The sequence below is a fragment of the Xanthomonas sp. NCPPB 2250 genome, from assembly GCF_056725265.1.
Map to the genome: position 1 here is coordinate 3504453 of NZ_CM161520.1, position 14356 is coordinate 3518808.

The following is a 14356-nucleotide window of genomic DNA, read 5'->3' on the forward strand; positions in this document are numbered from 1 at the left end:
GCACACAGGAACGGCGGCCTCGGCCGCCGCTCCTGTTTCCGGGGGCTCCCGCATCCGCCGCCATCGCGGCGACGCAGGCGAATCGCCGGGGCTCAGCCCAGCGCCTTGGCCACCGCCTGCGCGAACGCCGGGATGTCGTCCGGCTTGCGACTGGTGATCAGATTGCCGTCCACCACCACTTCCTGATCCTCCCAGCGCCCGCCGGCATTGGACAGATCGGTCTTCAGCGACGGCCACGAGGTCACCTGGCGGTCGCGCACCAGCCCGCTTTCGGCCAGCAGCCACGGGCCATGGCAGATCGCCGCCACCGGCTTGCCGGCGCTGGCGAAGGACTGAATGAAGGCGATCGCCGTCGGCTCGGTGCGCAGGTTGTCGGGATTGATCACCCCGCCCGGCAGCACCAGCGCGTCGTAGTCGCCGGCCTGGGCCTGCTGCAGGCGCTTGTCCACCGGCACGCTGTCGCCCCAATCCTTCTTGTTCCAGCCGCGAATGCTGTCGGCATCGCCCGGCGCGATCACGTCGACCTGGGCGCCCCAGGATTCGAGCAGGCGCTTGGGTTCCTGCAGTTCCGACTGTTCGAAACCGTCGGTGGCCAGGACAGCCACCTGCTTGCCGGCAAGGGAAGGCATTGGGCTCATGGGACACTCCTCGAGTAGGGGAGTCCCACCGTAGAAACGCACCGGTGGCAGTGCCGTGAACCGCGCGTCGGCGCGGCGTGCAGGCAGGATGCGGCCTAGCGCTTGGGCTGCAGCATGGTGCCGGTGCAGTTCTTGGCGCCGCAGCGGCATTCCCAGATCTTCTTCAACCGTGGCGTGTGCCGCTCGGCCAGGGTGATGCCGTAGTTGTAGGTGAGTTCCTCGCCGGGCTTGATGTCGCGCAGCGCCTCGATCACCACCTTGTCCTTGCGGCGGTCCTCGCCCTCGGCCTCGACGATCACCGCCTCGCAGTTCGGCGCGCAGCTGTGGTTGATCCAGCGCGCGTCGTTGCCCTCGTAGTTGGCGTCGATCACGTAGTCGTCGCTGAGGGTGAACAGGAAGGTGTGCCCGGTCTCGACGTCGCCGGCCTCGTCGCGGTCGACCTCGGCGTGGCTGCGGCGGCGGCCCTTGTACTCGATGACCCGCTCGCCTTTCTTGAGCGGCAGCACGGCGAACACGCCGTTGCCATGGATGCGGGACTTGCGGGCGGCGATCTTGCGGGGCATGCGGCGATCCGGACAGGAAAGCCTAGATTCTGGCGCACATCGCCCGCGATCCCAAGCCCGCGCCTCCCGGTCCGGCGACCACGGCCGCTGCGATCCCCGAATCGCCGCGATCGAAAGAAAAGATGAATGGCCCGGTTGGACGCTGCGGCGCAAAAGAGTACAATTTCGGTCCGCATTGAAAAACCACCGCGTCGCCATGCTCCGCGTCACCAAGCTCACCGATTACGCCACCGTCGTGCTGACCGTGCTCGCCGCGCGTCCGAACGAAGTGCTGAGCGCGACCGAACTTGCCGAACAGGCCGGGTTGGAGCCGCCCACGGTCAGCAAGCTGCTCAAGCCGCTGGCCCAGGCCGGCCTGGTCGAGGGCCTGCGCGGCGTACGCGGCGGCTATCGGCTGGCACGCCCGGCCGACGCCATCACACTGATCCAGATCGTCGAGGCGATGGAAGGCCCGCTGGCGATCACCGAATGCAGCCACCACGGCAGCCAGTGCAGCATCGCCCAGACCTGCGGCGTGCGCTCCAACTGGCGGCTGATCAACGACGTGGTCGCCGACGCGCTGCGCGGCGTGACCCTGGCGCAGATGCTCCATCCCCTCCCCCCCTCCGGCGATCCGAAACGGCGTCTCATTGCCGTGCGGTTCGCGACCACCTGACCTGTAGGCAGCCCCATGGCCACCGAAAACGCTGAAATCCTGGAACGGCTGGGACGTCGCTACGACGCCGGCTTCGTCACCGACATCGAATCCGATTCGTTCCTGCCCGGCCTGAACGAGGACGTCGTGCGCGCCCTGTCCGTGAAGAAGGACGAGCCGGGATGGATGACCGAGTGGCGCCTGGCCGCCTACCGGCACTGGCTGAAGATGCCGATGCCGCACTGGGCCAAGCTGGACATCGCGCCGATCGACTTCCAGGCGCTGAGCTACTACTCCGCGCCCAAGGGCCCGAAGTACGCCTCGCTGGACGAGGTGCCGAAGGAGCTGCTGGACACCTACGACAAGCTGGGCGTGCCGCTGCACGAGCGCGCCAAGCTGGCCGGCGTGGCGGTGGACGCGGTGTTCGACTCGGTCTCGGTCGGCACCACCTTCCGCAAGGAACTGGCCGAGAAGGGCGTGATCTTCTGCTCGATGTCCGAGGCGATCAAGGAGCATCCGGAGCTGGTCAGGCAGTACCTGGGCAGCGTGGTGCCGGTCGGCGACAACTTCTTCGCCGCGCTCAACTCGGCGGTGTTCTCCGACGGCAGCTTCGTGTTCATCCCCAAGGGCGTGCGCTGCCCGATGGAACTGAGCACCTATTTCCGCATCAACGCCGGCCACACCGGTCAGTTCGAGCGCACCCTGATCGTGTGCGAGGACAAGGCCTACGTGTCCTACCTGGAAGGCTGCACCGCGCCGATGCGCGACGAGAACCAGCTGCACGCGGCGGTGGTCGAGCTGGTGGCGCTGGAAGACGCGGAGATCAAGTACTCCACCGTGCAGAACTGGTACCCGGGCGACGAGGAAGGCCGCGGCGGCATCTACAACTTCGTGACCAAGCGCGGCGAGTGCCGCGGCGCGCGCAGCAAGATCACCTGGACCCAGGTCGAGACCGGCTCGGCGATCACCTGGAAGTACCCGTCCTGCGTGCTGCTGGGCGACGACTCGGTGGGCGAGTTCCACTCGGTGGCGCTGACCCATCACCGCCAGCAGGCCGACACCGGCACCAAGATGATCCACGTCGGCAAGCGCACCAAGAGCAAGATCGTCAGCAAGGGCATCAGCGCCGGCCGCGGGCAGAACACCTACCGCGGCCTGGTCAAGGTGGAGCGCAGCGCCGAGGGCGCGCGCAACTACACCCAGTGCGACTCGCTGCTGATCGGCAAGCAATGCGGCGCGCACACCTTCCCGTACATCGAGGTCAAGCATCCGACCGCGACCGTCGAGCACGAGGCCACCACCTCCAAGATCAGCGACGATCAGCTGTTCTACTGCCGCGCCCGCGGCATCGACCAGGAAAACGCGGTGTCGATGATCGTCGACGGCTTCTGCAAGCAGGTGTTCCGCGAACTGCCGATGGAGTTCGCGGTGGAAGCCAAGAAGCTGCTGGAAGTATCGCTGGAAGGCTCGGTGGGCTGACGCCTCTTCCTTCTCCCCCTGGGAGAAGGTGGCGCGAAGCGCCGGATGAGGGTACGGGCGCAGCCTCGTGCACCCAACTCCAAGATGCTTCGCCCGCACCGCACCCTCACCCCAACCCCTCTCCTGGCGGGAGAGGGGCTACATCAAGAATTCTGATGGACTACCCCATGCTCACCATAGAAAACCTCCACGCCTCCGTCGCCGGCAAGGACATCCTCAAGGGCCTGTCGCTGCAGGTGAAGCCCGGCGAAGTGCACGCCATCATGGGGCCCAACGGCGCCGGCAAGTCCACCCTGGGCAACGTGCTGGCCGGCCGCGACGGCTACGAAGTCACCAATGGCAGCGTGCGCTTCGATGACGCCGACCTGCTCGAACTGGAACCGGAGGAGCGCGCCGCTGCCGGCCTGTTCCTGGCCTTCCAGTACCCGGTGGAAATCCCCGGCGTGAACAACACCTACTTCCTGCGCGCCGCGCTCAACGCGCAGCGCAAGGCGCGTGGCGAGGCCGAGCTGGATTCGATGCAGTTCCTCAAGCTGGTCCGGCAGAAGCTGGCGGTGCTGCACCTGAAGGACGAGCTGCTGCATCGCGGCGTCAACGAAGGCTTCTCCGGCGGCGAGAAGAAGCGCAACGAGATCTTCCAACTCGCGGTGCTGGAACCGAAGCTGGCGATCCTCGACGAGACCGACAGCGGCCTGGACATCGATGCGCTCAAGACCGTGGCCGAAGGCGTCAACGCGCTGCGTTCGCCGGAGCGCGCGTTCGTGGTGATCACCCACTACCAGCGCCTGCTCGACTACATCAAGCCGGACGTGGTGCATGTGCTGGCCGACGGCCGCATCGTGCAGACCGGCGGCCCCGAGCTGGCGCTGGAGCTGGAAGCGCACGGCTATGCCTGGCTGAAGGAGCGCGTGGCGCCCGAGGCGGCGGTGCAATGAGCGCCCTGCTCGACTCGCTGGCCGCCGCGTTCCACGGCGACGCCGCACGCCGCGCGCCGCTGGAGCAGGCGCTGCGCGACGGCCTGCCCGGCACGCGCAGCGAAGCCTGGAAGTACACCTCGCTGCGCGCACTGGAACGGCGCAGCTTCGCGCCTGCACCACAGACCGCGCCGGCGGTGGACGCGGCCTTGCTCGACGCTATCCCGGCGCCGCGCCTGGTGTTCGTCAACGGCCGCGCCAGCGATGCGCTGTCGGACCTGAGCGGCCTGCCGGCCGGGGTGGAGCTGCAGCGGCTGTCGACCATCCTGCGCAGCGGCGACGATGCCATGCGCTTCCTCGGCCGCCGCTTCGAACGCAGCGACGAGGTGTTCGCCCAGCTCAACGCCGCCCTCGCCGACGAAGGCTACGTACTGCGGGTGGACGCCGGCGTGCGCGTGGAGCAGCCGCTGCACCTGGTGTTCGTCTCCACCGCCGCCGAGGCGGACCTGGCCTGGCACCACCGCCACCTGATCGAACTACGCCAGGACGCGACGCTGGCGCTGGTCGAGCATCACCTGCATGACGGCGATGCAGCGCACCTGAGCAACAGCCTGGCGCACGTGCACCTGGCCGCCGGCGCGCAACTGAGCCACGCACGCGTGCAGGACGAGGCGGCCGGCGTCACCGCGCTGCTGCGCACCGATGCGGTGCTGGCGCGCGACGCGCATTACCGGCGCGTGGACCTGGAACTGGGCGGCGCGCTGGCCCGGCACGAACTCAACGTGCGCCTGGAGGGCGACAACGCCCGGCTGGTCGCCAACGGCGTGCTGCTCGGCAACGGCCGGCGCCAGCTCGACACCCGCCTGGGCATCGAGCACATCGCCCGCGACACCGCCTGCGAACTGCTGTGGCGCGGTGTCGCCACCGGGCGCAGCCGCGTGGCCTTCCATGGCGGCATCCGCATCCGCCACGGCGCCGACGGCACCGACGCGGCGCTGTCGAACAAGAACCTGCTGCTGTCCGCCGACGCCGAGATCGATACCCAGCCGGTGCTGGTGATCGACGCCGACGAGGTCAAGGCCGCGCACGGCGCCACCGTCGGCCAGCTCGATGCCAATGCGCTGTTCTACCTGCGCTCGCGCGGCCTGCCGCAGGAACGCGCGCAGCAATTGCTGACCGCCGCGTTCTGCCGCGAACCGCTGCGCGCACTGGAGCCGGCACTGAGCGAAGGCCTGCTGGCGCGGCTGGAGCGGGCGCTCAGCGACGCGGGCGTGGCATGACCGGGCCCGCCGCGCACAGCGCCACGCCGCAGGCGCCGGACTGGGATGCGGTCCGCCGCGACTTCCCGCTGCTGATGCGGGAAGTGCACGGCAAGCCGCTGGTGTACTTCGACAACGCCAACACCGGGCAGAAGCCGCTGCAGGTGATCGCGGCGACCGACGCGTTCTATCGCCGCCACAACGCCAACGTCAGCCGTGCGGTGCACGCGCTCGGCAGCGAGGCCACCGAGGCCTACGAAGGCGCACGGACCCGGCTGGCCCGCTTCCTCAACGTGCGCGCCGAGGAGCTGGTGCTGTGCAGCGGCGCGACCTTCGCGCTGAATCTGGTGGCGTACTCGTGGGCACTGCCGCGGCTGCGCGCCGGCGACACCATCCTGGTGTCGCGCATGGAGCACCACGCCAACATCGTGCCGTGGCAACTGGTCGCGCAGCGCACCGGCGCCACGGTCAAGGTCGCCGAGATCACCGCCGACGGCGCGCTGGACCTGGACGCGCTGCGCGCGGCGATGACCGCCGACGTCAAGCTGCTGGCCCTGGCGCATGTCTCCAACGTACTGGGCACGGTCAACCCGGTGCGCGAGATCTGCCGCGAGGCGCGCAAGCGCGGCATCGTCAGCGTCATCGACGGCTCGCAGGCCGCCCCGCACCGACCGCTGGACGTGGCCGCGATCGGCTGCGACTTCTACGCCATCACCGGCCACAAGATGTGCGGCCCGACCGGCACCGGCGCGCTGTGGGCGCGGCGCGAGCACCTGCAGGCGATGCCGCCGTTCCTGGGCGGCGGCGAGATGATCAAGGAAGTCAGCTTCGACGGCACCGTGTTCAACGACCCGCCGCACAAGTTCGAAGCCGGCACCCCCAACATCGCCGGTTTCGTCGGCCTCGGCGCGGCGGTGGACTATCTGCAGACGCTCGGACTGCAGCACGTGGAAGCGCGCGAGACCGAACTGCTCGCGCACCTCACCGAGGAACTGCAGCGGATCGACGGCCTGCGCCTGTTCGGCACCGCGCCCGGCAAGGCCGCGGTGGTCTCGTTCCTGATCGAGGGCGCCCACGCCCACGACCTGGCCACCCTGCTCGACCTGGAAGGCGTGGCGGTGCGCTCCGGCCAGCACTGCGCACACCCGCTGCTGCAGTTCTACGGCGTCGCCGCCACCTGCCGCGCCTCGCTGGCGTTCTACAACACGCACGCCGAGATCGAGCGTTTCGTGGCGGCGCTGTTGAAGGTACGCAAGCTGTTGGGCTGAAGCGCCGAGATTGGGCATTCGGGATTGGGGATTCGTAAAAGCGCCGCCTTGGCGAATCCCCAATCCCCACTCCCGAATCCCGGCCACGGGGCTTAAAATCGGCCGATGCACACCCTCACCTTCCGCACCGCCACCGTCGACGATCTCGACGCCATCGCCGCCCTGGTCACCTCGGCCTATCGTGGCGACAGCAGCCGCGTCGGCTGGACCACCGAAGCCGACCTGCTCGACGGCCACCGCATCGACCGCGAGGTGCTGCGCGCCGACATCCTGCGCCCGCGCAGCCTGGTGCTGCTGGCCGAACGCGATGGCGAGCTGATCGCCTGCGCGCATGTCGCCGACGAGGACGGCGCCGGCTATTTCGGCATGTTCTCGGTGCAGCCGCAGGCGCAGGGCGGCGGCCTGGGCAAGACCGTGCTGGCCGAGGCCGAACGCATCGCCTGGCAGGAATGGCAGTTGCCGTTGATGCGGATGACCGTGATCGACCTGCGCGAGGAACTCATCGCCTTCTATGAGCGCCGCGGCTATCGCCGCACCGGGATCAAGAAGCCGTTTCCGTACGGCGACGCGCGCTTCGGCCTGCCCCGCCGCGACGACCTGCGTTTCGAGGTGCTGGAAAAGCCGCTGGGCGGTGCCGCATGAGCGAGACCTGGACGTTCGTCTGCGCCGACGGCGAACTGGCGCCCGGCGAAATGAAGACGGTGTGGGACGAAGTGACCGACACGCCGATCGTGGTGTTCAACTTCGATGGCCAGTTCTTTGCGCTGGAAGACCGCTGCAGCCACGAGGACTACGAACTGTCGCCGGGCACCTTCGATGCCGCCGCCGGCAGCATCGAGTGCGTGCTGCATGGCGCCCGCTTCGACGTGCGCGACGGCCGCGCACTGTGCGCGCCGGCTTATGGTCCGGTGCCGAAGTTTCCGGTGAAGTCCGAACACGGCGGGCTGTGGACCCGCGACGACCGCGGCTGAGCGAGCGGCGCGCGCGCGCCTATCCCAATACGGTTGTGCCGCGGCGTGTTTAGCCGGACAGCATGCGCCTGTCGCTTCATTGCTCCTGCGCGCGCACCAAACTCAAGCCCCTTCAAGCACTTGGAGTCGCTAAAGATCTAGCGGCAACGTGCCGCTATGTCTGTAGACAAATTACGTTCTGCGTCTCAATTGCCATGGAAGTTTATTGCAAAAGGAAATTTATTTAATCGAAGGGCCGCCACACACCGCTTCTGGACCGCATTCTCACGAGGAATTCCCATGACCGCCTTCCTGCAGCGTTTCAACGTCAGCCAGCGCCTTTCCGCCGCCTTCGGCATCCTGATCCTCATCTCCGGTCTCCTGGTGGTTGCCGGGCTGATCACCATGACCGGCGCGCGTAAGCAGCTGGATATCATCGTGCACGGCAACGTCAAGAAGATCGAACTGTCCAGCGGCATGCTGGATGCGAACTCGGCCATCCTGATCGCACTGGGCGCGTATGCCAATCATTCGAGCGCGGACGACGCCGCCAGTTCCCTGGCGCTGATCCAGCGCGAGCGCGCGCATTACGACGAGGAGCGAACGACGCTCTACGCAATGCCGACCACCCCGGCTGGCCAGGTCCTGCGCACGGAGATCGATCGTCTGCAGAAGATCGCGCGGCCGTTGAACAACGCCGTGATGGAAGCCGCCACCGCGGGGGACTACCAGCGCGCGCAGGCACTGCTGCGCGAGCAGTCGCGTCCTGCCACGCTGGCGTGGCAGGCCAAGATCCGCCAGAACGTCGCGCTACAACACCAGCTCAGCGCCGAGGCCTATGACGCTGCGGTGAGCCACATCTCACGCGGCCGGGCGATGTTGATCGGCGGAGGTATCGCAGCCGTGCTGGCCAGTAGCCTGCTGGCCTGGCTGATCACCCGTAGCCTCACCGTGCCACTGAGCCGCGCCACCCACGCTGCCGAGGCGATTGCCGACGGCCGCCTGGACAACGACGTGAGCACCGACGCGCGCGACGAGCCCGGCCGCCTGCTGCTGGCGATGGACCGCATGCAGACCCAGCTGCAGCGTTTCTCCGGCGAGACCGCGTTGATGATCGAACTCCACGCCGACAAGGACATCAGTCACCGCATGCCGCAGGACTTCCCCGGCGTGTATGGCGAATTGAGCAAGGGCATCAACACCATGATGTTCGAGCACCTGGACGCCATCGTCGACGCCATCGGCGTGCTCAACGAATACGCCAACGGCGACCTGCGCCGCGACGCCCGCCGCCTGCCCGGCAGCCGCGCGGTGCTGCACGAATCCATGGATGCGGCCAAGGCCAGCCTGCTGGCGATCAACACCGAGATCAAGCGCTTGGCCGCGGCGGCAGCCGCCGGCGACTTCAGTGCCCGCGGCGATGCCGCGCACTTCCAGCACGATTTCCGGCTGATGGTGCAGGACCTCAACGCGATGATGGAGGTCAGCGACCACAACCTCGGCAAGCTGTCGGCCCTGCTGCAGGCCATCGCCGCCGGCGACCTCACCGCGCGCATGGAAGGCGAGTTCCACGGCGTGTTCGCCACCATGCGCGACGATGCCAACGCCACCGTCGAACAGCTGACCGGCATCGTCGGCCGCATCCAGACCGCGGCGGTCAGCATCAATGCCGCCGCCACAGAGATCGCCGCCGGCAACGACGACCTGTCGCGCCGCACCGAACAACAGGCCGCCAGCCTGGAAGAAACTGCCGCCTCGATGGAGGAGCTGACCTCCACCGTGAAGCAGAACGCCGAGCACGCGCGCCAGGCCAACCAGTTGGCCGTGGGCGCGGCCTCGGTCGCCTCGCAGGGTGGTGCGGTGGTGGGTCGGGTGGTCGAGACCATGAGCGGCATCGAGGCCTCCTCGCGCAAGATCGCCGACATCATCAGCGTCATCGACGGCATCGCCTTCCAGACCAACATCCTCGCCTTGAACGCGGCGGTGGAAGCGGCCCGCGCCGGCGAACAGGGCCGCGGCTTCGCGGTCGTCGCCAGCGAAGTGCGCACGCTAGCGCAGCGCTCGGCCAACGCCGCCAAGGAGATCAAGACGCTGATCGACGACTCGGTCGGCCGCGTCGCCGAGGGTTCCGCTCTCGTCGACCAAGCCGGCAAGACCATGCAGGAGATCGTGGGCTCGGTGCAGCGGGTGACCGACATCATGGGCGAGATCTCGGCGGCGTCGCAGGAACAGTCGGCGGGCATCGAGCAGGTCAACCAGACCGTCACCCAGATGGACGAGGCCACCCAGCAGAATGCGGCGCTGGTGGAGGAAGCCACGGCGGCGGCGCGCTCGATGGAAGACCAGGCCGGCCAACTCACCCAGGCGGTGGCGCTGTTCAAGATCGACACCCGCAGTACCGCGACGCGCAGCGCAACAGCGCCACGCACGCGCGCGGCCGAGGTGCTCGACCCCGCGGCCTGAGTCGCCTCGGCACGGCGGGTGATGCGTCTTCCCGGCGCGTCACCGGCCGTGCGCTGGCGCCGACACCTGGCGGCGCCGGAGCCGGCTGCGGCACACTGTGCGCCTCCCCCTTGCGAGCGCGCCCATGAAGATCGTCGAAGTCCGCCACCCGCTGGTACAGCACAAGATCGGCCTGTTGCGCGACGCGGCGCTGAGCACCAAGGGCTTCCGCGAGCTGGTCACTGAACTGGGCACCCTGCTCGGCTACGAGGCCACCGCCGACCTGGAGACCGAGACCCACACCATGGACGGCTGGGCCGGCCCGACCCAGGTGCAGCGCATCGCCGGCGCCAAGATCACCCTGGTGCCGATCCTGCGCGCGGGACTGGGCATGCTGCCCGGCGTGCTGGCACTGATCCCCGCGGCGCGGGTCAGCGTGGTCGGCCTGCAGCGCGACGAGGAGACGCTGCAGCCGGTGCCCTATTTCGAACGTCTCACCGGACGACTGGAGGAGCGCGACGCGCTGATCCTGGATCCGATGCTGGCCACCGGCGGCACCCTCATCGCCACCGTGGACATGCTCAAGCGCGCCGGGGCGCGGCGAATCAAGGGCATCTTCCTGGTCGCCGCGCCGGAAGGCCTGCAGGCGCTGGAAGCGGCACACCCGGACGTGGAGGTGTACACCGCCGCCATCGACGACCATCTCAACGAGAAGGGCTATATCCTGCCGGGCCTGGGCGACGCAGGCGACCGCATCTTCGGCACCCGCCTGGGCTAAGCGGCGCCATCCGCGCCGTCCAGCATCAGCGCTGCAACACCTGCAGCGCGGCGCTCACGTACACCAGCGGCGCATTCCAGTTGATCGCCACTTCGTTGGTGGCGTAGCTGCATTCCCTGTCCAGGTACGACAGCGCCGGCAGCGTCGACGCATAGGCGTGCTTGCACGCGTCGGCGTCCTGCTGCCCCGGCTGCGGGCCGCCGACCAGCCATCCCGGCACCGGCGTGGCCACGCCGTCGGCGATGGAGATGCGATGGTGGATGTGCATCGGCGAGCGCGCGCCGATGCCGGTGACGAAGGACATGCCCAGCGGGTTGCGGCCGAGCACGTAGTCCAGCTGCGACTGCGCGGCCTGCAGGTATTCGGGCTTGTGCTGCAGCTGGTAGGCCTGCAGCAGCATCATCGCCTGGTTCATCGCGGTGGCGTTGCTGCCCCAGTGGAAATCGGCGTCGCGCATCGTCACCCGCCAGGCCGAGCCCTGCCACACCTGCACCAGATGATCGGCCAGGCCCTCGATCTCGCCGGCGATGCGCGCCTGGTCGGCGCGCGGGGTCAGCCGCGCGCGGTGCTGCGCCAGCGACATCCACGCCAGCCCGCCGACCTGGCGCCAGTCGGGCACGCTGGCCGGCACATTGCGCGCCATCGCCGCCTCGTAGAACGCGTCGTCGGCGGTGGCCAGGTACAGCTCGGTGGCGGCCCAGGCGAACTCGTCGTCGAACCGGGTGTCCTCGTAGGCGCCGGTGTGCACGTCGGCCGGCTGCCGGTAGGCCACATCCGGATGCGCCTGCGCCCAGGCCCAGGCGCGCCGCGAGGCCTCCAGCATGCGCGTGGAGATGCCGCCGAACTGCGCGTCGTACGGCGCGTAGATGCGGCTGGCCTGGGCCATCACCGCGGCGAAGTCGAGCGTGGCCGCGGTGCTCTTCTGCACCACGTAGCGCGGCGCGCGCGCCTGGTCCGGCATCTGCATGCCGGCGAAGTCCAGGTTGGTCAGCTTGTGGTACACGCCGCCGTCGTGCGGATCCTGCATCGCCAGCAGCCACTGCAGGTTCCAGTCGACCTCGCGCAGGATGTCCGGCACGTCGCCGCCGCTGTCGGGAATGCCTTCGGGGTGCGTGCTGAAGTAGGTGGGGAACTGCTCGTAGGCGGCCAGCAGGGTATAGACGGTGATGCCGGAGCTGACCACGTACTTGTTGTAGTCGCCGGCGTCGTACCAGCCCTTGGGCGCGGCGATCACGGTGCCGGCCGGCCGCTCCGGCGAGGCCGCCGAGGCGTGCACCAGCACATGGTCGTCGGGATGGCCGGCGGCGCGCGCGTGGCGGCCGGCGTAGGCGCCGTCCAGCGCGGTGCTGGCGCGGTTGTAGTAGTAGGCCTTGAGCGCGGCGCGCGACAGCGCGTTGTAGGCGTCTTCGCCGATGGCGAAGCTGTCCGACGGCGGCAGGCCGTCGACCTGCAGGCGGTAGCGGCCCGGCGTGCGCAATGCGGAGAAATCGGCGATGCGCACCGTCTGCTGCGCCGGCGGCCACGCCGCGGCGGCGCCGAGGGTGCCGCGCAGCACCACCTCGTCGCTGTCGGCGCGCACGATCGAGAACGCGTCGCCATGCCCATCCGGCACCACCGCCAGCTTGCTCGCGGCAGGCAGGAAGCCGACCTGGTTCAGGCGGATCGGCGACGGCACGGTGGTGTCGGCATGCGAGGTGCAGCCGCCCAGCAACAGGCAGGCGAGGAACAGGCAGGACAGGGCATGGGGCAGCTTCATGCGCCGATACTGGCCGGCCATGATGACGGCTGCAAGCGCCACGTTGCGGACGCGCTGGGAGCGGTTCAAGACGCGGCGTTGGACGGCCGCATGCAGCGTTTCTGACAGCGCCGTCAGTGAGGCGTCAGCGTGGGGTCGCCATGCGGCGCCTACGGTGACGGCCTGTCCCCGCTGCCGGCGCCGCCCCGTGACCGCCCTGCCCCCACCGCCCGTTTCCCGCCGCCTGGCGCCGCTCGCGCCGCTGTTGAGTGCGCTGCTGCTCGGCGGCTGCATGGCCGGCCCGGACTACGTGCGGCCGGCGCCGCCGGCCGCCGCGCAGCAGCCCTTCGCCGAGGCCGATGGCCACTGGACGCCTGCCGCGCCGACCGCGGCCGACCCGGCGGAGGCATGGTGGACCCGCTACGGCGATCCGCAGTTGGATGCCCTGGTCGCGCAGGCCGACCGCGCCAACCAGACCCTGCGCCAGGCCGAGGCACGCTATCGGCAGGCGCAGGCGCTGGTCGGCAGCGCGCGGGCGGCCGAGGCGCCGACCCTGGGCGTGCAGGCCGCGACCACGCGCGAGCGCACCGTCACGCCCAAGCCGGGGCTGCGCACCGCCGATACGCTGGGGCTGAGCGCCAGTTGGGAGCCGGACTTCTGGGGCCGGATCCGGCGCAGCGTCGAACAGGCTGGCGACAATGCCCAGGCTAGCGCCGCCGATCTGGCGCAGGCACGGCTGTCGCTGCAGGCCGCGGTCGTGGCGGATTACCTGCAGCTGCGCTTCGACGACCAGACCCTGGCGCTGTACCAGCGCACCCTGGCCGGTGATCGCGACGCGCTGCGGCTGACCCATGCGCGGGTGCGCGCCGGCGTCGCCAGCGCCGCCGACGTGGCCGCAGCGGAAGCCACCCTGCACAGCACCGAAGCCGCGTCGACCGAGCTGGCGCTGTCGCGCCGGCAACTGGATCACGCGCTGGCGGTGCTGCTCGGCCGCCCCCCTTCCGAGTTCTCGCTGGCGGCCAGCGACGCACCGCTGCCGGCGCTGCCGCCGACGCCGGAGGCGCTGCCCTCGATGCTGCTGCAGCGGCGCCCGGACATCGCCGGCGCCGAACGGCGCATGGCCGCGGCCAACGCCGGCATCGGCATCGCCGTGGCGGCGTGGTTCCCGACCCTGTCGCTGAGCGCCAGCGGCGGCTACGACGGCGCCGGGCTGGCCTCGCTGCTGAGCGTGCCGAACCAAGTCTGGGCGGTGGGCGCGGCGCTGGCCGGCACGCTGTTCGACGGCGGCGCCCGCCACGCGCAACGCGCGCAGGCGCAAGCCAGCTTCGATGCGGCCGCGGCCAGCTACCGGCAAACCGTGTTGAGCGCGTTCCAGAGCGTGGAGGACCAGCTCGCCGCCACACGCGAACTGGCGCGCGAACAGCAGCAACAGCGCAGCGCCGCCGACGCCGCGCAACAGGCCGAACGCGTGCTGATGGACCAGTACCGCGCCGGCACTGCGCTGTACAGCGCCGTCATCACCGCGCAGGCCAACGCGCTGGACGCGCAACGCACCCTGCTGCAGGTGCAATCGCGCCAGTTCGGCGCCCAGGTCGCGCTGCTGGTCGCGCTGGGCGGCGACTGGGACAGCGCCAATCTCCCCGCCGTGCGTGGCGCCTCGCCGGGCGCCACGCCGGCTCCTGTCGCCCCGGAGTAA

At 69.5% G+C, this 14356-nt stretch carries 13 protein-coding genes; 10 read left to right on the top strand and 3 right to left on the bottom strand.

Annotation, left to right across the window (positions count from 1 at the left end; genetic code table 11):
* Window positions 1-92 precede the first annotated feature (92 nt).
* Both AC1PMG_RS13970 and AC1PMG_RS13975 read right to left on the bottom strand, forming a co-directional pair.
* Window positions 93-638: a type 1 glutamine amidotransferase domain-containing protein gene (locus AC1PMG_RS13970; protein WP_481109286.1), complete on the bottom strand. Its 546-nt coding sequence runs from the start codon at window positions 636-638 to the stop codon at window positions 93-95.
* A 95-nt stretch (window positions 639-733) separates the two neighbouring features.
* Window positions 734-1201 (bottom strand): SET domain-containing protein, encoded by a 468-nt coding sequence (locus AC1PMG_RS13975; RefSeq protein WP_017909663.1) that lies wholly within the window; start codon window positions 1199-1201, stop codon window positions 734-736.
* Window positions 1202-1397: 196 nt separating this feature from the next.
* Here AC1PMG_RS13975 and AC1PMG_RS13980 point away from each other — a divergent pair, with 196 nt between their 5' ends.
* The 9 genes from AC1PMG_RS13980 (at window position 1398) to upp (ending at window position 10925) form a co-directional block, all read left to right on the top strand.
* Window positions 1398-1856 carry an SUF system Fe-S cluster assembly regulator gene (locus AC1PMG_RS13980; protein ID WP_481109287.1) on the top strand — a complete coding sequence of 153 codons (459 nt, stop codon included), beginning with the start codon at window positions 1398-1400 and terminating at the stop codon, window positions 1854-1856.
* 15 nt (window positions 1857-1871) lie between these two features.
* A complete protein-coding gene (sufB, locus tag AC1PMG_RS13985; RefSeq protein ID WP_481109288.1) occupies window positions 1872-3314 on the top strand; it encodes a Fe-S cluster assembly protein SufB in 1443 nt (480 codons plus the stop codon).
* A gap of 167 nt (window positions 3315-3481) precedes the next feature.
* Entirely contained in the window at window positions 3482-4249 is a 768-nt protein-coding gene (gene sufC, locus AC1PMG_RS13990; RefSeq protein WP_017909660.1) for a Fe-S cluster assembly ATPase SufC, read from the top strand.
* The gene (gene sufD / locus AC1PMG_RS13995; protein ID WP_481109289.1) at window positions 4246-5508 is read left to right on the top strand and encodes a Fe-S cluster assembly protein SufD; all 1263 of its coding nucleotides are present in this window, start codon (window positions 4246-4248) and stop codon (window positions 5506-5508) included. The genes sufC and sufD overlap by 4 nt, the downstream gene beginning before the upstream one ends.
* Complete coding sequence (locus AC1PMG_RS14000) at window positions 5505-6755, top strand: cysteine desulfurase (RefSeq protein WP_481109290.1); 1251 nt, start codon at window positions 5505-5507, stop codon at window positions 6753-6755. Before sufD ends, AC1PMG_RS14000 begins: the two co-directional genes overlap by 4 nt.
* A 105-nt stretch (window positions 6756-6860) precedes the next feature.
* Window positions 6861-7397 (top strand): GNAT family N-acetyltransferase, encoded by a 537-nt coding sequence (locus tag AC1PMG_RS14005; RefSeq protein ID WP_481109291.1) that lies wholly within the window; start codon window positions 6861-6863, stop codon window positions 7395-7397.
* Window positions 7394-7726, top strand: a complete 333-nt coding sequence (locus AC1PMG_RS14010) for a non-heme iron oxygenase ferredoxin subunit (protein WP_153751891.1) — start codon at window positions 7394-7396, stop codon at window positions 7724-7726. Before AC1PMG_RS14005 ends, AC1PMG_RS14010 begins: the two co-directional genes overlap by 4 nt.
* A 279-nt stretch (window positions 7727-8005) precedes the next feature.
* On the top strand, window positions 8006-10168 hold the full coding sequence (locus AC1PMG_RS14015; RefSeq protein ID WP_481109292.1) for a methyl-accepting chemotaxis protein: 2163 nt from the start codon (window positions 8006-8008) through the stop codon (window positions 10166-10168).
* A gap of 124 nt (window positions 10169-10292) precedes the next feature.
* On the top strand, window positions 10293-10925 hold the full coding sequence (gene upp / locus AC1PMG_RS14020; RefSeq protein ID WP_048489430.1) for a uracil phosphoribosyltransferase: 633 nt from the start codon (window positions 10293-10295) through the stop codon (window positions 10923-10925).
* A gap of 25 nt (window positions 10926-10950) precedes the next feature.
* Here the strand turns inward: upp and AC1PMG_RS14025 are convergent, their stop codons facing one another.
* On the bottom strand, window positions 10951-12681 hold the full coding sequence (locus AC1PMG_RS14025) for a glycoside hydrolase family 9 protein (protein WP_481109293.1): 1731 nt from the start codon (window positions 12679-12681) through the stop codon (window positions 10951-10953).
* A 187-nt stretch (window positions 12682-12868) separates the two neighbouring features.
* On the opposite strand from AC1PMG_RS14025, the gene AC1PMG_RS14030 reads away from it, so the two are divergent.
* Entirely contained in the window at window positions 12869-14356 is a 1488-nt protein-coding gene (locus AC1PMG_RS14030) for an efflux transporter outer membrane subunit (protein ID WP_481109294.1), read from the top strand.